The following is a 26,994-nucleotide window of genomic DNA, read 5'->3' on the forward strand; positions in this document are numbered from 1 at the left end:
AAAAAGTGAGGATAGCCTTTGTTATTACAAACTCTGATGAACTTAATTTACTTTGTTTCCCTCATTTCTGCATCGTTGGCATAAGGAGCTATCTCAACAGATTTTAGTTTGGCTCCGTTTGCACTCTGTCTTAAACCAAACACCAAAACATTCTTTTTACCTTTGCCAAAATTCAACCAACATTCCGGAAGATAGAACTCACGTTGAGGACCCACTTCCCAATGTCGGCCAATATTATGCCCATTCAACCACATATACCCATTACCTGATGCGTTTATGAGTAATCGCCAAGGGATCCAGACTCCATTTTCTGATTCAGGCAACTCAAATTCAACTTTATACCAGGTGAAGAGTGCATCGTATATACCTTTCGGCTGGATATTATTCCCTTTTCGAGGAATAGAATTAACAGTATCCAATGCTATTTTCTCCCATCCTTTGGTATTGGAACATCCTGTAATCCATCCATTTGTAACCCCTGAAAGATCTTTTGCAACTTCCCATTTCAATGGTTTCTCAATCTTCATCTGACGAAGCAAACGTACAGGTTTCAATATTCCACCTGAGCCATTCGAATTGGTTACCGCCATAACAATCTGGTTAGCCCCCGGCTTGATAAAATCGACAATATTAGCGATAAAGGGTTTATCCCATTCATCGTGACTGGCTACCAGTTTTCCATTCACATATAAAACACCTCGGTCGTCTATACATCCAAATTCCAGCATCGTTTTGCCATTTTTAATCATCTCAGGAGTAAAGTTTATCTGAGATCGATATACCGCTGTTGCATTTTTTCCCTGTAAAATCCAGGCAGCCGGCCATTTCGGTTTTGCAAGACCTGCAATCTGAAGCGTAGCCAAACCTGCAACAGTTTCATCATCAAGCATCATCTTTTCCCAGTTGTCTTCATTCGTTGAAGCTTTCAATATATCTTTTTCGTTATCGCTGGCTGCCAGTTTAACTTTCCACTGTTCTACAGGAGTGATTGATTCAACCTCTGGCCCAAGTCCTCCATTTCTCATACCTGATAATTCTTCCATCGGACGATAACCATGTGCATGTCCTTGATTCTCATAGACTGCGACGATTTCATTTGTTCCAGCATGCAGTAGTCCTTTGGAGATAAAGGTATTATCGAATTCATTGATTGAAGCCCGGGGAGCAATCTTTCCATTAATCTGAATATACATGGGATCACCGGTAAACATATCAAAAACTATTGAACCGTATTTCTTTAACTCTTCCACTGTCAAATTAAACTTGCTTTTGTAAAGAGAATACCGGCAATCGTTTACTCCCAGTTCGGGCAACGAAACAGCAGATCCAAGTGGTGTCCATCTGGCCTTGAAAGTCTCATTTTGTTTATAGGCTGTTGTAATACGTACTGAAGCAGGGATTTTTTTCGGACGTAAGATTTCATTTTGTTCTTTGGGAAACCACTCTCCTTTTGAACCATTAGTCTCTCCAGTATTAAGTACAAGCACTTTGCTATCCAACGCACCCAGTTCACATCTGAAACGAATTGGCTGTTGGTTAGTTAGTTTAAGGTTTATTTCATCAGAAAAAGTTGCTTTTTTATCTTTGTTCAAAACAAAGATATATTGTGTCCCATCAGTCGCACGTCTCATCCCGATAATCAGGTCTTTCGAAGTATTATCGGTACTAAACCCTACCGGTACAGAACGTGTAAGCCTGCTGCCATGAATGGCAAGAAATTCACCAATTGCTTTGGTTGTCAAAAATTTCTCCCCTGTTCCGCCATTTTCTTTCAATGCAGCACCATAATCGTAAGAGGTAGTCATGGTGCGCGCCCCCCAACCAGCAAAGTGGGTTCCTCCAAAAAACATATAATAATTCAACCCTGTAGCCCCTCCGGCCATTGCCATTAAGGCCATACCACGGGCATGACGACCATCCAGATAATTATCCTCGCTCAACGATCTTCCAACGGTAGAAAACCACCCCCCCTGAAGTTCGCAAACAAAAGCCGGAGCATCAGGTTGCTGGCGTTTCAGATCTTCAATGCGGTTTTTTGATTCCTGCATATTCCACCAAATGTATTGATTGTCCATATCAAAAACCTGGCTGATTTGAGGATCTTTACAATCTCTGGCTTCCGGTGTTACACAGGTAAAAAGCGGGACATTAATTCCATTTGATTTAGCTGCCTGATACAAGGCTTTCAGATAACGGATTTTTCCCTCGGAAGCCATGTCGAAATAGATGTATTCGTTTTCGAGTTGAACCAAAATGATTCCTTTGCCACCTTTCGGTTTATTGGTTATCTGTTCGGATGCAAAAATTGGACAAACCGCATCGTACCAGTGCTTCGACCATTTAATATATTCCGGATTATCACTCCGCAACCAAAAGCTTGTTTCATATTTATCCGGGCAGAATTTCCCGAGCCAGCGTGGATGGGCACCTCCGGCCCACTCAGCACAAATAAACGGACCGGGACGAACAATGGTATAAAAGCCAAATTCTTCCTGCGCCATTTTCAGCCAGGCTTTCAAATCAGAAAAGTCGCATTTTGAGAAATCATTCACATTCTTCGGCATATTCATTTCGTGCCAGTTCCATGGAACATAAGTTTCAACAGTGTTAAAACCTGCTTTTTTGATTTTACGGAAACGATCTCGCCAAAGAGCTTTTGGACAACGAAAATAATGAAAGGCTGCACTATAAATAAATACATCTTTCCCTTCAATGGTCATGCAATGACCATCATATCGAATTCGATCGGGATGCGAAAATTGCTTCGAAATACCTGAAGTTGTAGATACAGGTTCTGATGTGTTGTTCGCTTTTACCTGACTAAAGGTCAATAATATTAAAAAAATGTAGAAATGTTTTTTCATTGGTAGTTATTATATTATTATTCAGTATAAAATTTTATGTTTACAATCATAATTACTGCATATATTGGAAGTCACTTATTTGATTTTTTCTTTAAAAATTCAAATTTAGCTTCTTTCACATCTTTCAGGTTCTTTATCATGATAAAGACGTTTTAAAAAAGAAATTCCACATAGAAAATATCATTGGAATACGAATTGACAGAGGTAATGGAAGCAAATTTTCTTCTTGCAATTACAAATTATAAGGTCTAAAAGTTACATAAATTCACCAATCCAATCAAAATAGGCCGGCAAGTACCAATAGACAATGTTGATATGCGTTATTTCTTTTAGGATACTGAAATGCAGAAATCATACTCTATATAAAATAAAACAGCTCATAACAGTTGTTACTTTTAAAATAAAAACGAATTGCAATAAGAAAAGACAAGACGCATTGATAAAAATCAAAAGATTATCAATGCGTCTTGAATAATTCAAATTTCACCAGACAATAATACTTTTTTAGAAAGGGTTTCTAATTGGCATTGTAGCGAAACCAGTTGTAGTCAACAAATCCACCAATGCCTTCATCCGTAGTAGAGTAGTTAAACAGAGCAAAACGGTTAGCAGTCCAATCAAAACCTAGTCCCATTTTCAACTCATCACCCATTTTTTTAAAATTTTTACCGTCGGTACTGTAAAAGAATGATGCCGTAAATCCAATATGAGTAACTGTAGCCTTAAACCAAATGGTGTTGCCAGTAAAATTATTAATCGTTGCAATGGTTTTTCCGTTATTCACCATAATTATTGATCGCGATTTATTTTCCTGTTTGATTGCCACAAAAGCATAAGGAGATTGAAAGACTCCAAAACCTGCTATATTTCCATTCTTCATACCTCGTACACTCATTTCTATGGTTCCTGACGAAGTAGGCCCCTGCACACGTTGAGTTAGTGTATTGCGAGCTTTTATAAGATCGGTGGCTTTATTGGCCTTCAAACGCATATAACCGCGACGTTCAACGAGCGTCCACTTTTCCGGATCGGGATTATGATTCCATTGCCACTGAAGTCCAAGTTCCGGTGAATTAAATTCGTCTGTTGTTGCAGGTACTTTAATCGAATGTGTAACGCCAATATTTGGTTTTTTATATGTAATCACTCCTTTACCATTTACTCCTAGCATCGGCCATCCGTCCACCCAAGTAACCGGTTCCAGATTAGACGTGCGGCCGATAGGGCCACGATCCTGCATGATCATAAACCACCAAGATCCATCTTTTAGTTGAAGCATTCCTCCTTGATGCAGGCCATTACCGGGATATGTACTATCATCGTTAATGATAACTTTTGACTCGTAGGGCCCATAAATACTATCAGAACGCAGACAAACCTGACGGCCGGTTGTACCACCTGTTGAGCCTAAGATATAATACTTGCCATTAATTTTGTAAAAATGTGAACCCTCCAGATAAGGATAATCCCGATTACTGTATATTTTCTTTTGAGGAACTTTCACCGAAAGCGCATCAGCATTCAACTCGGTAACATATAGAGTTGTTTGACCATGAGCCACATACACTCTACCATCATCATCAAAGAGAAGTCCGGGATCGTAAAGGTATTCGGGAAAGATGGTGCGGGTCCAAGGGCCTTTAACATCTTTTGCCGTGCAGATTGAAAATTGTCCTTTATCTCTTCCAATACCATAGGGAGTACAAAAACCGGCATAAAATAGTCCATTATGATAGCGAATAGTGCTTGCCCAAGAACCATTAAGGTACATCTCGCCTCCTTTCATATCATACCGGGGATCCTCATCATAGCGTGAGACCGCATAACCTGCCATTTCCCAGTTGATTAAGTCTTTCGATTTGGCAATAGGACAACCAGGTACGTAGTGCATGCTTGTTGAAATAAAATAGAAATCATCTCCTACCCGTATTATATCAGGATCAGGCCAATCACCCCACATAATAGGATTTGTAAACGTTCCATTACCATTGTCGGGGGTCCATACTTTTGTTAGAGTAGTCTTTTGTTGAGCATCCAGAACAGTGCTGAATGCAAATAAAAACATTGTAATGTACCAATAAATAGAAGTACTGAGTATCTTCTTAAGTTCTTTCATAAAATTGGTTCTTATATTTATAATTGATTGTTTTGTGAATATTGGTTTTTAATAAGAAAAAATCTAGTTAGGTGTAAAATAAAAATCATTTTGCTCTTAGCATTACTATTCCATCATCAAGTCCGTCACTACTAGCTATTACTTTAAAAGTGCCTTTACTTCCTTTTTTTGCTTTTACAATTACAACTGCCATCCCATTAAAAGCTTCACGTTCATGACTTTGAAAAGGAACAAAACTGGTTGCATCCCCATTATCGGTGGCTACAATTTCACCGGGCCCTTCTACTTTAAATTTTATCAGAGGATGAGTTCTGGGAACAGTTAATCCAGACGCATCCTGCACTTTTACAGTAATGTATGCCAAATCTGCTTCATTTGAAGAGATCGTATTACGGTCGGCCGTTAGATATAATTTTACTGCCGTTCCAGTAGTTCTCACTTCATTGGTAGCCCATTGTTTTCCATTTTTGTAAGCCACGACCTTAACAATTCCCGGTTCATATTTTACGCTGTCCCAGACCAACCGGAAATCTCGCCCGGCTTGCTTGACTTTTCTTCCAAGACTTTTCCCATTCAGGAACAATTCAGCCTCGTCGCCGGAAGTGTAAACATGTACAGGAGTTATCTGTCCGATACGTTCTACCCAATTCCAATGCGGTAAAATGTGAACCATAGGTAAATCAGGTCTCCAATGAGACTGATACAAGTAAAATCGGTCTTTAGGAAATCCGGCCAAATCGACAATTCCAAAATAGCTACTGCGCGAAGGGGCTTTGTTTTTGCGAAGCTCATTCATTTTCTTTTCAAGCTCTGCTCTTTTGGAAGGATCATTGCGGAAATTGAGTAGGTTGGTTTCGTCAGAATTATATGGCGTTGGTTCACCCAGATAATCAAAACCTGTCCAAACATATTCACCAAGCAGATGAGGAAATGTTGCATTCGTTCTGAACTGATCATCAGGCGTGCACCCCCAACCTGGTTTAGCACTGTCATAAGATGTAATTTGCCAGTTTTTATATTCCGTGTCAAAGAAATATTCTCCGCGTGAGCTCACACACGAAGACGTTTCACTTCCAATAGTTGGCTTGTTTGCATACCGTGGATCAATATCCCATTTAGGTTGTTGGTTGAAAAAATAATTCACTCCCATAATATCGAGTGCAACAACGGCTCCTGATTCACGTCCTCCGTCAGGATCGTTATATCCGTTTGAAACCGGACGGGTTGGATCTTCTCCACGAACAATATCTGCCAAGTGTTTAGTCATTTCTACATCTCGTTGGTCAATAACTTCATTCCCAATTGACCAAATAAAAACAGAAGGATGGTTTCGGTCACGATGTATCAAAGCTTTTAAGTCCTTTTCGTGCCAATCATCGTATAATTTATTATAATCGTTCTTTTTCTTGCCGTTTTTCCAGCAATCAAAAGCTTCGTCCCAAACCAAGAATCCCATCTGATCAGCCAGTTCTAGCAATTCAGGAGCAGGAGGATTATGTGAGGTACGTAACGAGTTGCATCCCATATCTTTTAAGATTGTTAGTTGACGACGCAAAGCACTGGTATTAATAGCAGTACCCAAAGCGCCTAAATCATGGTGGTTACAAGTGCCCTTAATTTCGACTCGACGCCCATTCAACAAGAAACCATTACGTGCAGTAAACTCAAGAGTCCTGATGCCAAATGGGGTATTATAAGTATCAACAACTTTTCCATCGACACTTATTGTTGTTTTAGCAAGATATCGGTTTGGTGAAATAAGATCCCATCGCTTGGGGCTTTTAATCGTGGTCACAGTTGCTGTGGTTGCATTTCCCTTTGCGTCAATTTTAACCTGTGATTGATTGAAAGAAGCAACTTTCATTCCAGGCTTGTTATTACCATCAAGTTCAAAAATCTGGGTATTAACAGTCGCCACCACCGAAGATTCTTCCTGATTATCAATAGTGACAGCCATTTTAATCGTTGCCGACTTATCAGAAACAACAGGAGTGGTAATATAAGTACCCCAGTGAGCAACATGGACCGGATTGGTTTTAATCATCCATACATGACGATAAATACCGGCTCCCGGATACCAACGTGAATCCCATTTCTCAGTATCTAGTCGAACGGCCACCACATTCTTTTGTCCAATCTTTACGAACGGGGTTAAATCCATCCGGAATGAATTGTAACCATAGGGCCAGGTTCCCACATATTGACCATTAAGCCAGATTTGGGCATAAGCCATAGCTCCGTCGAAGTCCAGAAAAAACTGTTTCCCGGCATCTCCATCTGGAATTGTGAAATACTTACGGTACCAGCCAATTCCTTTAAATGGCAATTTGCCTGTTTCTCCAGTCAATTCAATGCGGAAAGGTCCTTCAATAGCCCAATCATGAGGTAAATCAAGTTTCTTCCAGGAACTATCGTCGATTTCAGTATTCTGTAAATTTCCGGGCTCTGGAACCGATGTACCATCGGCCTGCAATCCAAAACGAGAGAAAAGCCAATTATCGTCAAAGAGCTGTGTATCTACTGCACCCATTCTTTGAATTGTTGACTTTCCTTTATTCTGTCTAGCTTGCAAAGATGCTGCCAACGACACTGAGCATACAACATGTACTATTATTGCCAGACTAATGAAAAATTTTTTACTCATAAATACTATAGTTTTACTTTACAGCTTTTATCATCGATTATTTACTAATTTAAGGATCGTAGTCAACTAAAATCTCGCTACAACTATATGCTCTTTTACCAGATTCATTTCATAGATATCTCCGTACTTATTAATATTTACAAAATCAGAAAATCTAGTATAAAATCACATATACATTTTTACGGCTAATTAATTTTTGATCATTTATATATAATGTACCTTCAGCGAGAAAATATATGTTGTTAATCCAAATATCAAATAACCTATAAAGTCTACCAAACTATGCTTGCATTCAAAACCAAAGAGGCAAGCATAGTTTGGTTATTGGATAGAATAATTATTTTTTCCAGAACTTCTCAATCTCTTCCAGAGTCTTACCTTTTGTTTCAGGTAGGAATTTCCAAACAAAAAATGCAGCCAAAAGTCCCATAACACCGTATATCCAATAAGCGAATCCTTGATGAAACACCCCTGTCAACCATTTATTGTCATTCATCATAGGAAATGTCCAGGATATTATCAGATTTGCCAGCCATTGTGCTGCTACAGCAATAGACATGGCACCACGAATGGAATTTGGAAAGATTTCAGATAACAGCACCCAGGTTACCGGTCCCCAACTCATGGCGAAAGAGGCAGTGTAAAGAAGCATCAGGATCAACGAACCTAAGCCAACCGTTTGAAAATAGAATGTAAATCCAAGAAGAATCATGCTGATAGCCATACCCAATGCTCCGATGATCATCAGCGGTTTACGGCCAAACTTATCCACTTTAACAATTGCCACACAGGTAAATGTTAAGTTTACAATTCCGACAACAATTGTCTGTAATAGTGAAGAGTCCGTATCCGCTCCCATGTTACGGAATATGTTTCCTGCATAGTAAAGTACCACATTAATACCTACAAACTGCTGGAATATGGAAAGTAATATACCAATGATAATCACTGCCCAACCATAAGATAACCAAGGAGAACTCTTTTCGTGAAGAGTTTCTTTAATCTCCGCTAATTCTGTTGTTGCCTCTTTTTCACCTACAATTTTTGATAATACACTAAGCGCCTTCTCATCATTGCCTTTCATAGCAAGGAAACGTGGAGTTTCAGGAACAAAGAACAACAAGATAAAGAATATCCCTGCAGGAATAATTCCAGAGAAGAACATCCAACGCCATCCTGTATTGGTTAACCATTGTGCATCACCAGACTTAGCAATGAAATAGTTTACAAAATAAATAACCAACATACCAAAGATGATAGCAAACTGATTAAAAGAGACCAATTTACCACGACTCTCAGCTGGAGCTATCTCGGCAATATACATAGGAGAAAGGGCTGAAGCCAGACCTACACCAAGTCCTCCGATTATACGATAGATTACAAATGAATAAGCATCATTTATGAAGAAAAAATTAAATCCATCGGGGTTCCATGCACCAATAGCCGAAATACAGAAAGCAATAGCACATATTAAAAGACCTTTCTTGCGTCCTAATGAGTTAGAAATAAATCCAGAAATGGATCCACCAATAATACAGCCCACTAATGCACTGGAGATAACAAAACCCTTTATTGAGTCGGCCATATCCTGAAGAAGAGCAGTATCTGTCGGAACAGCTTGCGAGACATAATTTACAATCCAGATAATAGCGACTACAAACAGAACAGCAACAGTGATGCCTCCTTTTGTTCTGCCGACCAACTTAAATATTTGTGTTGAAAGAATTGCAAGTACAAGAACAATAACTGTACTCACTAATATCTTGTATTGGGTAATCATGCTTACTGCGTATGCATTGTCTGTTGTGATATGCTTGATAAAGAAGTCGACAAGAGATTTTTCTGCTCCATTTACCACAGCTGTGTCATAACCAAACAACAATCCGCCGAGGGTTGCTACTAAGGTGAGTAACGCAAGATATAGTCCCGTTTGTTTTGTTTTAGATGACATATGTTTTTATATTAATAGAATTAGGGAAAAAAAGCCAGTGATTAAAAGGACCGATATGCCGGAATTTTATTATTCACAGGCATATCGGATATTTGTTCGCTGACGAAACAGAACAATTAACAATACATGTTCACAATTGCCTCATACAACTCTTGTTTGCCGCTAATCTGAGCAGGTTCACCATTAGCAACTGCATATGCATAAAGGTCTTCCAAAGAAAGATTTCCCGCTTCAAATTCTTGTCCTTTACCAGCATCAAAAGAAGCATAACGTTCTTTCACCATTTTGCATATAGGAGATTCGTTCAATACAGCCGAAGCATTTTCCAATGCACGTGCAAAAGCATCCATACCACTAATGTGAGCAATAAAAATATCTTCAAGATCAGTAGAGTTACGACGAGTTTTAGCATCGAAGTTTGTGCCACCATTACCAAGGCCTCCGTTACGGATAATCTGCATCATTGCCTGAGTTAGTTCGAAGTTATCGATAGGAAACTGATCCGTATCCCAACCATTCTGATAATCACCGCGGTTTGCATCAATTGAGCCCAGCATACCTGCATCTACAGCACAAGCCAATTCGTGTTCAAAAGTGTGACCAGCCAGAGTGGCGTGGTTTACTTCAATATTTACTTTGAAATCATTTTCCAATCCGTGAGCCTTTAGGAATCCAATCACAGTTTCTGTATCCACGTCATATTGATGTTTCATTGGTTCCATTGGTTTTGGCTCGATAAGGAATGTTCCTTTAAAACCTTTAGCGCGGGCATAATCGCGGGCTTTGGTCAACATCATGGCCAAATGATCTTTTTCGCGCTTCTGGTCCGTATTCAATAAAGACATATAACCTTCTCGACCACCCCAAAATACATAGTTTGAACCACCAAGTTCAATAGTTGCGTCAATGGCATTTTTAATTTGAACAGCAGCACGGGCAACAACATCAAAGTTCGGATTTGTAGCAGCACCATTCATATAACGTGCATGAGAAAAGACATTTGCAGTTCCCCATAATAGTTTAATACCTGTTTCGGCCTGTTTTTGTTTAGCATAAGCAACAATGGCTTTCATGTTTGCTTCATATTCCTGAATATCATCACTAGGATCTATTAAGTCTGTATCATGGAAACAGTAATATTCAATGCCACACTTTTGCATGAATTCAAATCCCGCATCCAACTTGTTTTTTGCAGCTTCCAATGCAGAAGCAGCTCCATTCCAGGGGAATTGCTTTGTTCCACCACCAAACTGATCACCACCTTCGGCACAAAGTGTATGCCACCAAGCCATTGCAAACTTCAACCAGTCTTTCATTTTCTTTCCGTTAACCACTTTTTCAGCATCATAATAACGGAACGCCATTGGATTTTTACTCTCTTTACCTTCGAACTTAATTTTTTCTATTCCGGGAAAATACTCTTTAGTTGCCATAATACTTTTGATTTTAAATTCTTTTTATTGTAGTTTGATAATTATTTTTCTGACATAGACTTTTCGAGTCTATATTTCCATTGGTTGTATGCATCAGCATACTCCTGATATGTAGCTGCATTTGGTTCAATAACCTCCAGCTTATCAAGAGTTTCAAAAGCTTCATTGGAATCTTTATATATGCCGGCCCCAATACCTGCACCCTTGGCCGCTCCAACCGATCCATCTGTATCATACAATTCAATAACCGCTTCTGTTACACCGGCAAGCGTTTCACGAAAAATAGGGCTTAAGAACATATTTGCATGTCCGGCATGAATTTTCTTCACAGGAATTCCCATTTGTTCCATGATCTCAATTCCGTATTTGAAAGAAAAGACAATTCCTTCCTGAGCTGCTCGGGCTATGTGATGCTTACCGTGTGTATTAAAATTCAGTCCGTGGATTGAACAGCCTATTTCCTTGTTACCTAACATACGTTCGGCACCGTTGCCAAAAGGTAAAATACTAATTCCTCCACTACCGATAGGAGCTTTTGCAGCAAGCATATTCATTTCATGGTAAGAGATGCCTTCAGGGGCTATATTTCTTTTCACCCAGGAATTCAAGATTCCGGTTCCGTTAATACAAAGCAATACACCTAAACGAGTTTGTTCGTAAGAATGATTTACGTGGGCAAAAGTATTTACTCGCGATTGCGGATCATAATTTACCTCACCGTTTACACCATACACCACACCTGAAGTTCCTGCAGTAGAAGCTATTTCACCAGGATTAAAAACATTCAGGGAAAGTGCATTGTTTGGCTGGTCTCCGGCACGATACGTAATAGGTGTGCCCTCTTTTAAACCAAGTTCTTTAGCTGCAGCCCGGCTAACCTCACCCTGATTGGAGAATGTGGGTTTTACATCCGCAATCAACGAAAAATCAAATCCAAAATAGTCCATCAGGAATCCGGCTGTACGATTCTCCTTAAAATCCCAGAACATACCTTCCGAAAGACCGGAAACCGTAGTATAAATTTCATTGCTTAACTTCATAGCAATATAATCACCAGGAAGCATCACTTTATAGATTCTGTCATATATATAAGGCTCGTTAGCCTTAATCCACGCCAGTTTAGAGGCTGTAAAATTACCAGGAGAATTCAATAGATGAGAAAGACATCTCTCCTCACCCAATATCTCGAAAGCCTTTTGCCCATATGGAACGGCACGCGAATCGCACCAAATAATAGCAGGACGCAACACATTCTGCTCTTTGTCTACACAAACCAATCCGTGCATTTGATAAGAAATACCGATGGCTTTAATTTCAGCAACATTTATTCCCGATTCATCCAGCACACACTTTGTTGCCAGTTTCAGATTATCCCACCAAGCCTGAGGATCCTGCTCAGCCCAGCCTGACTTCACAGCTTTTATATCCATTTCTGTCTTTGGAGAGAAAGCAGAAGAAACACATTTTCCAGTTTCTGCATTGACCAGACTCGCTTTTACCGACGAACTCCCAATGTCATATCCTAATAGAAACATAATTATAAGGTATTAAATATTAAGGCGATTATTTATTAAAAGACTTTGTTGTAGCATGAATCTTATTGTAAATTTTTCGATCAAATTTATAGTAACGAGCTGCCCGGTGGGGCACCCCGCTTTGATATTCATCAAGTGGAACCACATACTCCATCATAGTAATCTTTTTGTGGAAATTTCGTACATCAAAGGTTTTATCATATACTAATTCATATAAGACTCTCAGTTCGGACGCAGTAAACTTACGAGGCAATAGATCAAACAAAATGGAAGGGTTCATTTCTACATATTGACGTATATAGGTTATCGCTTCAGCAATAATCTGATTATGATCGAATGCCAGCACTTTGAGTTGCTTAACTTCCATCCAGCAAGCTTGGTATTTATCAGACAACTGTTCCATCTTCCCATCAATCTTCACCATAGAAAGATAAGCTATCGTCACAATGCGTTCAATCTTGCTTTTTAACTGATGAAAGCGTTCCAACCATCTAACATCTTTAGGATTATGCGTCCTGTTTTTTGAGCCAAAAGCTCTGAACTGCAATAAATCCACATTTTTTATTCCCGTCAATTCATAAAGAACCCGTTGTGCTGCCTCATCCAAGTCTTCATCGTTATAAATTAAACTACCGGGAAGTTTCAAGTCCGTATAAACATCTGCAGTTTCCTGCCCAATCTGTTTTACCAGCAAAACTTTTAGCTGTTTGCCATCAAAACCTAGCACTACACAGTCAACAGATACATGTGGATTCACCAATTTATTTTCATCAATATCGTATTCCATAATATTTATTTAAACTTCGCAAATATAAATCTATTTTCTATAGCTACAAACAAAATATGATAAAACAAACACATATATAACTAATTATTTATCAATATTATAAATATCATAATAACAACAATATGCCATCTACACATATTGTATAAAACACTATATGTATTTTATAAATATTATTACACATAATACAAACTTCCACTTACCCCTTTAAATGAAGCATATAGACTATTCATATAGGTATTTAAAAGAGGTAGTTATTGTATTTTAGCACTAACCATATTTGGAATTATCCAGTTTAAAACATAAAGAAAAAAGGTTGAAGATTTGAGGGTTAGGGGGGATGACAGTCGGTCTTATGCCTATTTTTATACAAAAAGAGAATATGATTTTCCAGCAGATTTTATTGTCTTTATGATATTCTCTTTTTAGGAGCTTAAATATCATAAGAATAGAGAATAACCTAGAAACGATTCTCCAAATATTTCAGTATAACGAAGTCTGTTAAATAATAAATAGCTTACTAGGATCAAACACAGATCTGATCGTAGCAAGCTATTTATCGGTTCAGATTGTTATTTTGAAATGAGTATTAATGTCCCCTCCTTCAGACCTCTAACTTTCGCAAAGATTGTTATCTTCCCTGATTTTAAAGAGGTTGACTGAAGCAGAATAGATGCTATTCCACCACGAGTTTGAACAATTGATGACCCAACTATGTTTGCGTCTCCATTCACTGAAAACTCCACCTTGGTCGTGTTATCCAGACATGAAACGGTTCCATATTGATCGATGATGGAGGCATGAACAAATACGGCATCGGCACCATCAGCACTTAGAGGCTTACCACTTAAATCGGCTTCCAGCTTTATACGTACCGGCTTCTCAGGCGTACGAACTATTTGCTCGGAAACCTTAGAACCATTTATATATCCTTCTGCTTTCAATTCTCCTTTTTCGAAAGCAATATTATTAAACGTAAATGCAGGATGTTTTAAGTGACTGCAGTTTCCTCCATCAAACGGTTTGCCGCCTTTATCAGGTACACCGTAAAAAGTATCCGGGCCGTTATCTGGTAGTTGTTCTGCAACAATACGATTATTGACTTTCAGGACAACCTTATCACAGTTGCTCAACACAACGACCTGTTCATTCTTTCCACCGCCAGTCCACCAATTGGCAATAAAAACAACCGGTTGATTAGTCTCAATGCCGGCAATTTTCTTGTAGGGTTCCAACTGACTCCGAAAAAAATAACCTGTAAATTTGGGCAATCTGAAATAATCTGCTGTACCCCACTCAAATAGTTTCTTGTCGTTACTAATATAGTTATCATACATCGCCCAGGTAAAATCGCCTACAGTAGCGGGCGCATAATTAGCGATATTTGCATTGTGCGACCAAATGGTATTCCATAATCCCTGTAACATGGCCTTTTCACCAGTCTCACGTGAACTGCGTGTCGTACTGCTCCAGCCTCCAAACTCCCAGTCGGAATACTCTTTTATTATGCCTGGACTATTGGGCTGAACAGTCTGAGCCCGTTCCGTTGTATTGCGGAATATTGAATCCTGAGAATCGCTCCAGTTGTTCATGGCTACATCCCAGATTGTCTTTTTTGCCCCATAAGTCTCACCGGTAGTAAAATACTCCCCAACAGGCAGTTCCTCGTGAGCTAAAAGGTGACATTGGTTTCTGAATTCATCGGGAGGATAACTTTCATTCAGGTTAGGTTCCCAAAGAACAACACTTGGGTGATTGCGGTCACGATGGATCATATCACGGATATCCCGAAAAACCCGTTGCTTAAATATATCATTATTGTTAAAGAATTGCCATCCGGGAATACCGTCCAGCAACATTAATCCAAGTTCGTCGGCAGCTTCATAAACGGCAGGATCATGGGTATAGTGGGCAAGTCTGACCGAATTGTATCCGGCTTCCTTTATTTTCTTCATGTCTCTGTATTGGGCATTTTTTGATAAAGCGACCCCGATGTATGGATAGTCTTGATGACGATTGGTACCAACAAGGTACAAGGGCTCATCGTTGATTCTAAAACCATCAGCCTTACTAAATGACAATTTACGGAAACCAACCTTCTGTACCATTTCGTCGACCTGTTTATTGTCGGCAAAAACAGTTGTTTTTAAAGTGTATAAGAACGGATGATCCGGATGCCATAATGAGGGATTTTCAATTTTGAATTGTTGTTCAATGTGCACATCACCACCTTTGCTTAATTCCAATGTTTCTGACAGGCTCTCCTTTACCTGTTTGCCCGAGGAATTCAGCAAAATCTGTCTTACCCTCACACGTATATTTATATTGCCTTCATTGACAACATTCGTTTTAACCAATGCCGTTGCGCTATTTTTGTCAACTTCTGGTGTACGAAAGAAAACGCCTCCTCCGGCTACTTTATTCACCTTTACAGCATCGGTAATATGAACCGGATTGGTAACATGTAAAAACACACTTCGGTAAATGCCACTCCAATAGGTAAAACCATTTCGTTTCAGATCTTTTCCGACAGGGAAATTCCGATCTGCCCGATTGTCCAGACGAACAATTATTTCATTCGGTTTATCATAGTTTACCAGTTTTGTTAAATCTATCGAAAAAGGAGTATAACCACCCTTATGTTGCAAAACCAATTGTCCGTTTAACCAAACATCACTTTGTTGCATGGCTCCTTCAAATTCGAGAAAAAGCTTTTTGCCCTTCAGACTTTTTTCAATGGAAAAGGATTTACGGTAATAAGACACTCCCTCCCAACAAGGATTTTGACTCGTAATTGGTTCTATTTTAGCTGTATGCGGTAACACAACCTTATTCCAAATTTTATCCTTAAGCCCTGGATATTCACGATGAAAATCTGCAATTCCCTTTTCAACCTCATTTTTCATTACATCCGATGCCGCCGATCCTCCTGACTGGATGTATTCATTTAAAAACTGGGATGCAAAATCGGTCCGATTTTTATCATAAAGCCCTGTTGATGTTCCATTTATATCCGTAGCATTGGCATCATCCATACGATAAAAATACCAATCATTATTAAAACAGATCTTCCGCCGTGCGTCTTTTTGCGCATAAGCCTGAAAACTGCTCGTTGAAATGCATATTATCTGAACAATACACATTATAAGAACTCTACTATTCTTTGTTTTCATTTTTCATACTATTTTTATAAAACGATCTTTCAATTAAAAGCCAGCATGCTCTTCTACATTTTCTGTGGCATCATCTCCACGTTTTTTCTCACCAGTATAATTCCATTCAATTATATCTTCGTAACTCTTGCCATTTTTTACCGAAACAGCTTTAAGTGTATTCTTTCCATTGGCTAACGTTACCTTATAGAATATATAATGTACAGGGGTATATCCTTGCTTTATTCCTGTCAGTTCCTTTCCATTTAAGTAGACCTTAGGCGTACCAACATTTGAGTAAACTGTAATTGATGTAACTTGCTTCTCGCGATTGGTATTTCTTCTTTGGGTAAGATATAAAACAGGCTCTTTGCTCCAGTTAGCCTTATACCAGAAATAGGAATCCTTTTTTATTTTTCGGTCGAATGTAACCAAGCCTTTTAGATTTCTGGCAGGAATACCAGCCCGCGTCCATGAGGGAACGGCAAAGTCGAACATATTCCATAAATAAGAGGCTATAATGTAAGGATGACTTGCAATCACACTCCATTGATACTCGTGCATCTTTGTTTGAAAAGTCTCCGGACAGAATGAGTCTCCCCCGGTCGAATACTCATCCAGATACTCGGTTTGTTGGGCAGTACTGGCATCCGCTCCATACTCCGATAGCATCAATTTCTGATAAGGATATTCCTTCTCGAGCCCTTCCACCCAAGGTTTAATATCACCTATTTTCTTCTCATACCAACCAAAATAACGATTCATGCCTTGTATATCAGCATTCATGTTTACGGGATGTTCAGCATGTCCATATCCATTCACAGAAACCGTAAAACGATCAGGATCTTCAGTCTTGGCTAAATCGTGCAAGGATTGTGTTAGAGAACTTGTGTATTCGTGAGGTTGATAAACCTCATTATGCAATCCCCAAACATAAATGGAAGGATGGTTAAAGCTCTGACGAATCATTTCCCGAAGCTGTGTCTGTGCATTCTCAGCTTCTTTGCCCGTTACCCTGTTCACAAAAGGTATTTCAGCCCAAATAATCAGCCCTAAACTATCGCAACGAGAATAAAGGTACTCAGACTGTTGATAGTGAGCAAATCGAACAGTTGTGGCTCCTACATCCATGATCATGGCAAGGTCAGAATCATGGTTTTCGTTCTTCAAAGCACTACCCAGTCCCCACCAGTCCTGATGACGAGTGACCCCATACATAGGATATCTTTCACCATTTAGATAAAACCCTTTACCAGCAACAATCTCGTATTTTCTTACACCCAGAGGTTGTGTTACTTCATCGATTACTTTTCCGTCTTTTATTAAACGCGAAACAACTTTATAAAGATAAGGGTCCTTTCTACCCTGCCACAAATGAGGTTGTTTCATGGTGAAAGTAGAGAAATAAGTCTGTGATCCTTGCGGTGTAAGATCGAACGACTTTGTATCGCTGGAGACCTTTTTTCCTACTTGGTTGTAAATCGTATTTTCCAGCTTTAAGGAGACCGGCTGTAGAGTTGCATTGTCAAGCTTTACCTTCACTGTTATATCAGCCTGTTGCTTTGATACATTTTTCTGAGTAATGTATACTCCCGAAGAGGCGCAGTCGGTTACCGTGATATTGTTTTTTTCTGTTATTATGAGCCACACCGGGCGATAAATACCTCCATATACTCCAAACAGCCCATGATTAACAGGAATCACATCGGGACGTGCAGTATTGTCTACCTTTACAATGATCTCATTGTTAGCCCCCGGCTTTATTGCAGTTCCTATCTCACAAGCAAAAGCAGAATATCCTCCCTTATGAGTCCCCACTAAATTTCCGTTTACATACACCTCGGAACAAGCTCCTACTCCTTCAAAGCGAAGAAAAGCTCGCTTCCCCTGAAGTGTATCGGGAAAGAAATATGTTTTCCTATAATAGCCCACTCCTTCGTAAAAGTCGTTGATTCTTACCTGCATATCCTTTGCATTCCAAGTATGAGGTATTTCCACTTTTTCCCATCCGGAATTCCATTTTTGAGCTGCTTGCATAGCCTCTGACGAAAATGGCCCCTTCTTAAACTGCCAATCAGTGTTGAAAGAAAGAACCTCTCGACCTTGTACAGGAGGTGTCAGTAAAAAGGCACAAAGAAAAGCTGATAATATAAAAAAAAATCTATTCATTTGTATTTTAATTTAGCCTGTTTGATCTGTAAAATTATCAATACTTGACTTGTTCAACAGATACAAAACTTTTTCCGCATTCATATCACAGTAGTTTATATTTATCTATGAATATGAATATCACATCGTATCATTTATGAGAATACCCCCTTAATTTGAAGGAATTAACGTTAACTCAGTCACACAAGCACGAGTGCTTCTATCAAACCCGCTCAATCCAACAAGACGAATGTATTGGGATCTTTGTACTTTGTCAAATACAATGCTTTGAGGTTCGCCTCCTCTCTTGAAAAATCCTTTCGCTATAGGTGTTCCCCAATTTTTACCATCTGCACTTATATAAAAAGCATATTCCAGGATCCTGCCTTTATCATCTGCTCGGTCCGGATAGTACACAAATCCTTTAAAATCACTGATCCCGTTCAGTTCTATCTGTATTTCATGAGGGTAATCCGCAACTTCTTGCCTGTTAGTCTGCATCATATTTTTAGGATCGCCGTAAGACGAATTCCAGGATGATCGGAGATCACCGTCAATGGTTTTATCCCCTTCACTACCTCTCTCGTTACTACTGGTAGAAAGAACTTTGGCCCCAATCATTATGGATGGCTTCTTAAACATTTTCTCCAGAAACGAAACTGAAATCGTTGATTTCGGATTAAAATCCTCACTTGCCATATATTTCTTGATACTATAAAGCAATTGTTGGCTTGCAGGCAACTTATCCTTATCCTTTTCAAAATCGATCGAAGTCATTATAAGTTTACCTTTCCCAACTTTCGCTTCAAAAAGGATACCCTGTTTTTTGCACCTGGCATAATTATCAATCACTTGCACCAATGGCCTGAAATCATTGGATGTTCCTTCTAGATTTAAAACTTTTGAACCAGAAACAATTTCCCACCATTGCCAATTAGTATAGTATTCAGTCGCAAACTCCTTGAATATAGGATGCTTGTCTTTTACCAAGGTGCCCATCGACATTGGTTCCCATTGAAACATGATTGGACTCCAGAACATATTTTGGAATTCACTTCCATAACCATTCAGCTGTTTAACATCGGGAAGCAGAAGTACATTCCCCCCGTTTTCCAGCACTGCGATTGTTTCTTTATCAAGTGTTTTGGAAACAATGAATTTATTGGATGCAGCCTCTTCTTTCAATCGAGGGTACACCCAGATTTCCCATGAATTTTTAACTCCTGTCCCGGCATAGATTGTAACAATGAGTTTTTGCTGAACCTTTATCGTATTTAACGGAACAGAAATAGTTCCCAAAGATGCAACCGTCGCTACTGGAACATTTGTTATATTAAACTTTCCAGATGCTATTGTCTCATCTGATAGTGTCTTTATATCCCACGATGTCTTAAGATTGCGAAGCGCATTGGCTCCAAAATGGTGGATCTCTGCATTGGCATTAAAAGTTTCGTCTCCAAAGTATGTACGTTTTTTCATCAATAGCAGTGGAACTGTTTGAGAACAAGATTCGCTGAATCTTTCGGATGTTGTAATCCCTTTAGAATCCCAGAAAGGATCCAAGATGCCAACAAATGCGGTTCCTTGTCCTGGATAATCGTTTAAACCAAGAAGAGAAAAACCACCACAATTTGGAGTACGAAGTAGAGCTTCTATACTCTCTTTATACAGGAAGTTGGTCATTTGTCCCGATGCGTTGAAAAAATCTTTCGCCTGATCAAGCATGCCATGTGCAGTAAGGGTGTCCTTGAAAATCTGAAAATTTCGGGGTGAAAGCACACCCGTGTATTTCTTCATTTCATCAAAATTGGGATACACGCATCGTTGACCTACTTCGTGAGCTATGCCTGGCACTTTGAGCCCGTCATAAGCTACACGCAAATCGTAATCAGTCTGAGGTCCTTTTGCACCGTAAGTAGTAATCGTTCCCACAGGAGAAACATGCGATTCATAAAACTGTTCACTATCCACATGGGCTCTGGCAGTAGAACCTGTATATAGGCGACGTTTGTCGGTTTCTACACCATGTTTAACAAGTGCTTCAATGTAGCTGAAATCACCTTTCAATTCATTTCCCACAGCAAAAAGGGCAAACGACGGATGATTTCCATAAGCTTTAAGAATGCGATTCTGTTCCTCCTTAACAATTTGCTCTATTGCAGGATCTTTTCCAACAACGACTGCTGCTGGTAGTTCTGGTTGTAGATAGATGCCAATTTCATCTGCAGCTTCAAAGGCTGCTTCGGGAGGGCACCAAGAGTGAAAACGGATATGGTTAAATCCATAAGATTTAATTATTTTACAGATACGCAACCAACCGTCATAAGTCATATCTGGATGAGCTGTAATTGGGAAAACAGCATTTTCAACAAGACCTCTTAAAAATACAGGATGTCCATTGACTGTAACATGGTGTACATTGTATCCCATCTCACGCATCCCAAAAGTAACTTCCTTGGTATCCGAATATAATTTTCCATCCGCAGTTTTTGCAGAAAGACCGGCAGTCAGTTTATATAAAGCAGGCGTGAATTCGTCCCAAAGTTGCACTTTGTCGCCCATAGGGATAATGGTTGTAGCCGTAACGATGGAGTCATTTCCCGAAACAGGAAGTGTGAATTGTTTTATTGCATGATTCTTGCCTGAGTTTCTCACTTTGGCATTAAAAACAATATTTCCATTAAAGTTCTTACAAGTAACATTGTATACCTCACAAACAACCTTAGCAGTTTTATTGGTTACATTGGGATAAACTTCGAGGTTTTTGATTCGTATTTGATCGTAAGCTTTCAATTCCATATGACCGATAACTCCATTCCAGTCGGTTTGAGTAAAATCAGTGTATGCGTGGCACCATCTATTGAATCCAACAGGAATTCTATTATCAACACCCAGCGTAATAGTATGCTTTCCAGGTGTTAAAACGTTACTCAAATTATAGGTGTGTGGTGTAGAGAAACTTTCATAAGCAGATAGATACACTCCATCGATATATATGCATGACTTCCATAGAACACGTTCAAGTGACAGTTCAATTGTTTTTTGGTGCCATTCTTCAGGAACTATCACCTCTTTTTTATACCATGCCAAGCCACAATACTCGTAGTTACGAGACAAGCGGCTATAATGAGTACACGGGTTCTTAATCCCTTTTTGGTTGCTGTCCGTTGTACCTGGTAAGAGTACAAAATCATTCATCGGATCAGTAAATCTGGCAATTTTCACCATATCCATCGGGTCTAATTTAAATTCCCATTTTCCGGCAAGCGACATGGAATTTTGAGCATTCGCTCCGAGTATCAGGCAAAAAAGAGTTGTTAAAGATAAAACCCGGTATTTCAGTTGTATTTTCATATGTAAGACGTTTATTAGCAAAACTCTAACTTCTCATTTTATTCAAAATAGTTGCTTCATTTTAATTATCTGGTAATCGCTCCTATAATATCCATCGTCAGGTAGTTTGCGAGGTAAATAAAAAGGAGAGAAGTATTACCGCCCTCCTTTTTATATTTAATAGAAAATTAGTATTTTTCAAAGAGTAAATTAATAACCTGGATTTTGAGTAATCTTTGGATTCACGTCTCTCTCTTTTTGAGGAACAGGCCATAAATAATTCTTGGCCGGATCAAATGATCTTTGTTCAAGAATCAAATGGTCGGGAGAAGTGAATATCAGATTTCCATTTTCATCGACAGTTCCCAATCGGGCACCATATACTGTACCTGGCATTACTTGAGGTCCAATTTCCCAACGTTGAATGTCATACCACCTCAATCCTTCAAGTGCTAGTTCAACCCTACGTTCATTACGAACAATTGTTCTTAGCTCCTCTTGATTGAATGTAGTTATTGCAGGATATTTAGTCGTTTCACCCAAAGTTACACCATACGCTCTCGCTCTGATTGAGTTAATGGCATCAAGAACAGTCTGATCAATACTTCCAAGTTCAATTCTAGCTTCGGCATAAGTTAGTAAAACTTCAGCGAAACGGATGCACATAACATTGGCTCCGGAGCCGTCATTGGTAGATTCACTAGGATTCATGTATTTCCGTATCTGGTAACAGGTTGGTGAAGCATTATTTAGCTTATAGTTGTCTGAACTGTTTTTAGAGTATGGATCATAAACCCCTTGCCAGGTATCTCCCGGACATATTATACTGGCCTTAAGACGAGGGTCTCTGTTCTGATATGGTTGCTCAGGGTTATAAAGAGGAGACTCACTTATTCTTTTACCATCAGTACATTCGTAAGCATCAACCAGGCTTTGAACAGGAGCAACCGATGACCAACCACCGGCACTACGCGACCCGATAGATTGTTCCATCCAGTTCTTATAGTCGTCTTTTACCATTGAGAATTGTTGCTCCAGAATTGCTTCTTTATTCTTACTTTCGCTTTCCTCCCAAAACAGTTTTTCATAATCAGGGAATAGTTCATATAGGTTAAGATCCATTACAGCTTTTGCTGAAGTTGCAGCCTCTGCATATTTTTTATTGTACAGTTCAACTCTGGCTTTTAATGCCAATGCAGCACCTCGTGTTATGCGTCCTTTGTCATCACCTGAATAACTCAGAGGTAAATACCCTGGAGCTGATATTTCATTCAGTTCACTGAGGATGAAATCAACAACTTCAGATTTTAGATTTCTTGGAACAAAACTCTCTTTAACTCCCAACGTTTTTGTAACCAATGGAAAATCACCATATATCTGAGACCTCCAGAAATATTCGTAGGCTCTGATAAACCTAGCCTGTCCTTTGTACTCTTTTGCTTTGGCATCACTCAAAGTTACACGGTCAATATTTTCAAGAAAATTGTTACAGATACGAATTTTCTTAAAGTCCCATTCATTACGGGCATCAGATTGAGCTGTCATTACAGGGTCTGCAGTTCCATTGCCTATGTTTTGAATTCCATCCCAGGCAAATTGTGAAAAGGCATTGTCCGACAAACCATCAAACCAGAATGTATTCCAGTAATTATCTACCGGGTAACAAGCATTCAGACCAAGTACAACATCATTTTCACTCGTCCAGAATGAATCATTAGACAGTTTATCCAGTGGTTTTTTATCCAGAAAACCATCATCACAGGATGTGGAAAACAATGCGATCAATAGTAAACTATATATTGATTTTGATTTAAACTTTTTCATATTTATCATAATTAAAATAGACTAAAAGAATTAGAACCTTACATTGAGGCCAAGTGAAAGAGTCTTTACTTGAGGATAATATCCTGCACCTGCATTTTCCGGGTCATATCCATCGAGTAATGACGTAAATGTCAGAAGATTCTGGCCGCTAAAATAAAGTTGTAAGAAATCTACTTTCAACTTCTTTACTATAGATTGAGGGAATGTGTAGCTAACCTGAAGATTTTTCAGTCGCAAATAAGAGGCATCTCTAATCCAAAATGAAGATGGCTTTTTATTTTGAGACCAGCTATACAAGTTTCTTGGGAATGAACCATCCGGATTTTCGGCAGACCATCTATCCAAATGCTGTTCTTTGAAACTCTCGTCTGTTGCCCTGTTTAAACTGCTCATATAAGCACTTACATCATTAACTCCCTGGAAAAAGGCACTAACACCCCATCCTTTATAATCAGCAGTAAGGTTAAAACCATAGGTAACACTAGGTACATCATTTCCAATAATAACACGGTCTTTTTCGTTAATAACACCATCTCCAACGTCTGGAATTCCGTCATTGTTTGTATCCTCAGTCAATTGATCCTTATAGATTAAATCACCTAAGCCGGTATTAGCATCTTGTTTAGCATGACTGGTCAACTCTTCATTCGTCCTAAAAATCCCGGTACACTCATATCCGAAAAAGGCTCTCACAGGAGATCCGACTTGCTGGATTGTATTACCGCTGATATAAGGTCCGGTACCTTTTAAATCAAGAATTTTTTCTTTAGTGAAGGAGGCATTGCCGCTGATAGAATATTTAAAATCTCCCAATTTATTCTGATAGCTTACCAGATATTCCCAACCGGTAACTCCGATAGAACCAGCATTTTGTTTAGGAGGTTCCAAGCCAAAAGTACCAGGAAGCGGCAAACTCATAAGGATATCATCGGTTCGGCGATCAAAATAATCAACCGACGCAGATAAATGATTATCAAGAACAGAAACATCTAATCCCAAATCCTTAGTTTTTGTTGTTTCCCATTTAATATCCGTATTTGCAGCATATTTTTGATAGATAGCATCCACAATCCCTTCGTTCATTACAATACTTGTCGACTCTAAAGAGGAACGCGTGGGGTAATTACCAACTTCATTATTACCAGTAGTACCATAGGACGCTCTAATCTTTAAGTTAGAAATCCAATCAAGCTCCTTCATAAAGCTCTCTTCAGACACACGCCATCCTGCCGAGAAAGAAGGGAAATAGCCAAATCGATGCCCTTTTGCAAAACGAGAGGAACCATCGGCACGAAGGTTTGCTTCAAGCAGATATTTACTCTTATAATCATAATTTAGACGACCAAAATATGAACGCATAGCATATTCAGTAGCATAACCGCTATTAGTCATCGTTTTTTCTGACCCACCATTAATTTCGCCGATAGAATTATTCACGAAATTAGTTCGTTCTGCCCCAAGATAATCAAGACGATATGCTTCCTGAGAATATCCTGCCAAAGCATGGATATTATGCTCTCCGAATGACTTTTCATAATTTAAGAGTGCCTGTAAATTGACATCGGACATGTTTTGTGAATTGTCTGTCTCTTTATTTGGTCCTGAAATCTTAATTAACGCTTTTGTATCGTAGTTGTAGTATTTAATTTCCTTAATAAAACGGTTGTAAACACTTGTATAATGACGGATAGCAGCTACACCTTTTAATGTTAGCCCTTTTGCCAATGTAAGATCTGCGGTAAAAATCCCGTTTAAATCTTTAACATTGTCTTTGGAAAATGCACCTGCATCAATCCAGGCTGCCAATCCGCCATTTCGGTAATACCCAGATGTTCCATCGTCGTATCTGCCAACAATTGTTGGTGGGTCTTTTTCAGCTTCAGAGTAAAAATACCCAAATGAATCATAATAAGGTTGTGCTGGTTCTATTTTGTCTGAATAGCGATATGAAAGGTTGGCCCCAAGTTTAAGACGTTTGTATACCTGACTTTCAATGTTTGCTCTGAATGTGTATCTGTCAAAATTGGTATTCTTAATATTTCCCGACTGATCAAGATAATCGAATGACATGTAATAGGTTGTTTTATCTGTTCCACCATCCATCTTTAGAAAATGGTTCTGTTGGAATCCATTTCTTGATAACAGAAGATCGAACCAATCGGTATTGGGATAATGGTTTGGATCGCTGCCGTCTTTAAATTTCTGTATTTGTTCAGCAGTGTATTTCGGGCTTTTATGTTCATTAACCAACGCTTCATTCAACAATACCGCATAATCCGGTGAACCCAGAATTTTAGGGAGGCTAGTTGGGGTTTGCGTTCCAATATAGGTATTGTAGGTAACCTTCATGGCACGGTTTTCGCCTTTCTTGGTAACTATTAAGATTACACCATTAGCCGCTTTAGAACCATAAATTGCTGCCGAAGCCGCATCTTTCAGTACTGTGATACTTTCAATGTCGGAAGGAGGAATTGCATCCATACTTCCAGGAACTCCATCAACTATAACAAGGGGGCTTGTGCTATTAAGGGTTCCGCGTCCACGAACATAGATTGAACCACCATCTGAGCCAGGCTGTCCCGTCTTTTGAACGATTGTAACTCCGGCCATTTTCCCTTGAAGGGCCGAAGAGATCGTTGTTGAAGGCCTATTTTCCAAATCTTTAGCAGTTACAGTCTCAATTGAACCAGTGAGGTTTACTTTTTTCTGAGTGCCATATCCAACAACAACAACCTCATTCAATACTTGAGACGATTCTGCTAATGTAACTGCTAGTTTTTTATTATCACCGACTTTTATTTCAACAGGGGAATAACCAACACACGAAATCTTTAAAACCGACTTATCAGAAAGATCAAGTTCAAATTTTCCATCTATATCTGTAGCTGTCGCATTATTTGTTCCTTTTTCAACTATTGAGGCACCAATAATTGTTTCACCATTCTTATCAGTTACAACACCATATATTCTATTACGTGTTCCTAATGGAGTCCTTTTTTCTTTTTTACTCAGTACAATTTGTTTTCCATTAATGTTATAATTCAAATCTGTACCTTTAAATAATTCATTCAAGATTTGTAATAGATCTTGTTTATTACTAGTTATAGTTACTTTTTGTTTTACGTTTACCAATTGTTGATTATACAAAAAATGGTAATCTGTTTTTGTTTCAATAACATTCAACACTTGTTCCAAGGGAACATTTCTCAT

At 39.0% G+C, this 26,994-nt stretch carries 12 protein-coding genes; all 12 read right to left on the reverse strand.

Going from position 1 to position 26,994, the window contains the following annotated elements:
* Positions 1 to 47: 47 nt before the first annotated feature.
* Complete coding sequence (locus tag ABWU87_RS07885) at positions 48 to 2,864, reverse strand: beta-galactosidase (RefSeq protein ID WP_353329646.1); 2,817 nt, start codon at positions 2,862 to 2,864, stop codon at positions 48 to 50.
* Positions 2,865 to 3,381: 517 nt separating this feature from the next.
* Complete coding sequence (locus ABWU87_RS07890; RefSeq protein WP_353334434.1) at positions 3,382 to 4,929, reverse strand: glycoside hydrolase family 43 protein; 1,548 nt, start codon at positions 4,927 to 4,929, stop codon at positions 3,382 to 3,384.
* Positions 4,930 to 5,065: 136 nt separating this feature from the next.
* Positions 5,066 to 7,624 carry a beta-galactosidase GalB gene (gene galB / locus ABWU87_RS07895; RefSeq protein WP_353329648.1) on the reverse strand — a complete coding sequence of 853 codons (2,559 nt, stop codon included), beginning with the start codon at positions 7,622 to 7,624 and terminating at the stop codon, positions 5,066 to 5,068.
* 337 nt (positions 7,625 to 7,961) lie between these two features.
* Positions 7,962 to 9,575: a D-xylose transporter XylE gene (gene xylE, locus ABWU87_RS07900; protein ID WP_353329650.1), complete on the reverse strand. Its 1,614-nt coding sequence runs from the start codon at positions 9,573 to 9,575 to the stop codon at positions 7,962 to 7,964.
* A 116-nt stretch (positions 9,576 to 9,691) separates the two neighbouring features.
* On the reverse strand, positions 9,692 to 11,008 hold the full coding sequence (xylA, locus tag ABWU87_RS07905) for a xylose isomerase (RefSeq protein ID WP_353329652.1): 1,317 nt from the start codon (positions 11,006 to 11,008) through the stop codon (positions 9,692 to 9,694).
* 41 nt (positions 11,009 to 11,049) lie between these two features.
* Positions 11,050 to 12,543 carry a xylulokinase gene (locus tag ABWU87_RS07910; RefSeq protein ID WP_353329654.1) on the reverse strand — a complete coding sequence of 498 codons (1,494 nt, stop codon included), beginning with the start codon at positions 12,541 to 12,543 and terminating at the stop codon, positions 11,050 to 11,052.
* Positions 12,544 to 12,571: 28 nt separating this feature from the next.
* Complete coding sequence (locus tag ABWU87_RS07915) at positions 12,572 to 13,330, reverse strand: NUDIX hydrolase (protein WP_353329656.1); 759 nt, start codon at positions 13,328 to 13,330, stop codon at positions 12,572 to 12,574.
* Positions 13,331 to 13,899: 569 nt separating this feature from the next.
* A complete protein-coding gene (locus ABWU87_RS07920; RefSeq protein WP_353329658.1) occupies positions 13,900 to 16,500 on the reverse strand; it encodes a glycoside hydrolase family 2 protein in 2,601 nt (866 codons plus the stop codon).
* A 33-nt stretch (positions 16,501 to 16,533) separates the two neighbouring features.
* Entirely contained in the window at positions 16,534 to 18,648 is a 2,115-nt protein-coding gene (locus ABWU87_RS07925) for a glycoside hydrolase family 2 protein (protein WP_353329660.1), read from the reverse strand.
* A gap of 150 nt (positions 18,649 to 18,798) precedes the next feature.
* Positions 18,799 to 21,981 (reverse strand): discoidin domain-containing protein, encoded by a 3,183-nt coding sequence (locus ABWU87_RS07930; RefSeq protein ID WP_353329662.1) that lies wholly within the window; start codon positions 21,979 to 21,981, stop codon positions 18,799 to 18,801.
* A gap of 189 nt (positions 21,982 to 22,170) precedes the next feature.
* A complete protein-coding gene (locus ABWU87_RS07935; RefSeq protein WP_353329664.1) occupies positions 22,171 to 23,784 on the reverse strand; it encodes a RagB/SusD family nutrient uptake outer membrane protein in 1,614 nt (537 codons plus the stop codon).
* A gap of 30 nt (positions 23,785 to 23,814) precedes the next feature.
* Positions 23,815 to 26,994, reverse strand: a complete 3,180-nt coding sequence (locus tag ABWU87_RS07940) for a TonB-dependent receptor (RefSeq protein WP_353329666.1) — start codon at positions 26,992 to 26,994, stop codon at positions 23,815 to 23,817.

The organism is Bacteroides sedimenti (assembly GCF_040365225.1).
Taxonomy (GTDB): domain Bacteria; phylum Bacteroidota; class Bacteroidia; order Bacteroidales; family Bacteroidaceae; genus Bacteroides; species Bacteroides sedimenti.

Coding starts and splice junctions, on each gene's coding strand:
- ABWU87_RS07885 (WP_353329646.1), bottom strand. CDS start 2,864: ATGAAAAAACATTTCTACATTTTTTTAATATTATTGACCTTTAGTCAG.
- ABWU87_RS07890 (WP_353334434.1), bottom strand. CDS start 4,929: ATGTTTTTATTTGCATTCAGCACTGTTCTGGATGCTCAACAAAAGACT.
- galB (WP_353329648.1), bottom strand. CDS start 7,624: ATGAGTAAAAAATTTTTCATTAGTCTGGCAATAATAGTACATGTTGTA.
- xylE (WP_353329650.1), bottom strand. CDS start 9,575: ATGTCATCTAAAACAAAACAAACGGGACTATATCTTGCGTTACTCACC.
- xylA (WP_353329652.1), bottom strand. CDS start 11,008: ATGGCAACTAAAGAGTATTTTCCCGGAATAGAAAAAATTAAGTTCGAA.
- ABWU87_RS07910 (WP_353329654.1), bottom strand. CDS start 12,543: ATGTTTCTATTAGGATATGACATTGGGAGTTCGTCGGTAAAAGCGAGT.
- ABWU87_RS07915 (WP_353329656.1), bottom strand. CDS start 13,330: ATGGAATACGATATTGATGAAAATAAATTGGTGAATCCACATGTATCT.
- ABWU87_RS07920 (WP_353329658.1), bottom strand. CDS start 16,500: ATGAAAACAAAGAATAGTAGAGTTCTTATAATGTGTATTGTTCAGATA.
- ABWU87_RS07925 (WP_353329660.1), bottom strand. CDS start 18,648: ATGAATAGATTTTTTTTTATATTATCAGCTTTTCTTTGTGCCTTTTTA.
- ABWU87_RS07930 (WP_353329662.1), bottom strand. CDS start 21,981: ATGAAAATACAACTGAAATACCGGGTTTTATCTTTAACAACTCTTTTT.
- ABWU87_RS07935 (WP_353329664.1), bottom strand. CDS start 23,784: ATGAAAAAGTTTAAATCAAAATCAATATATAGTTTACTATTGATCGCA.
- ABWU87_RS07940 (WP_353329666.1), bottom strand. CDS start 26,994: ATGAGAAATGTTCCCTTGGAACAAGTGTTGAATGTTATTGAAACAAAA.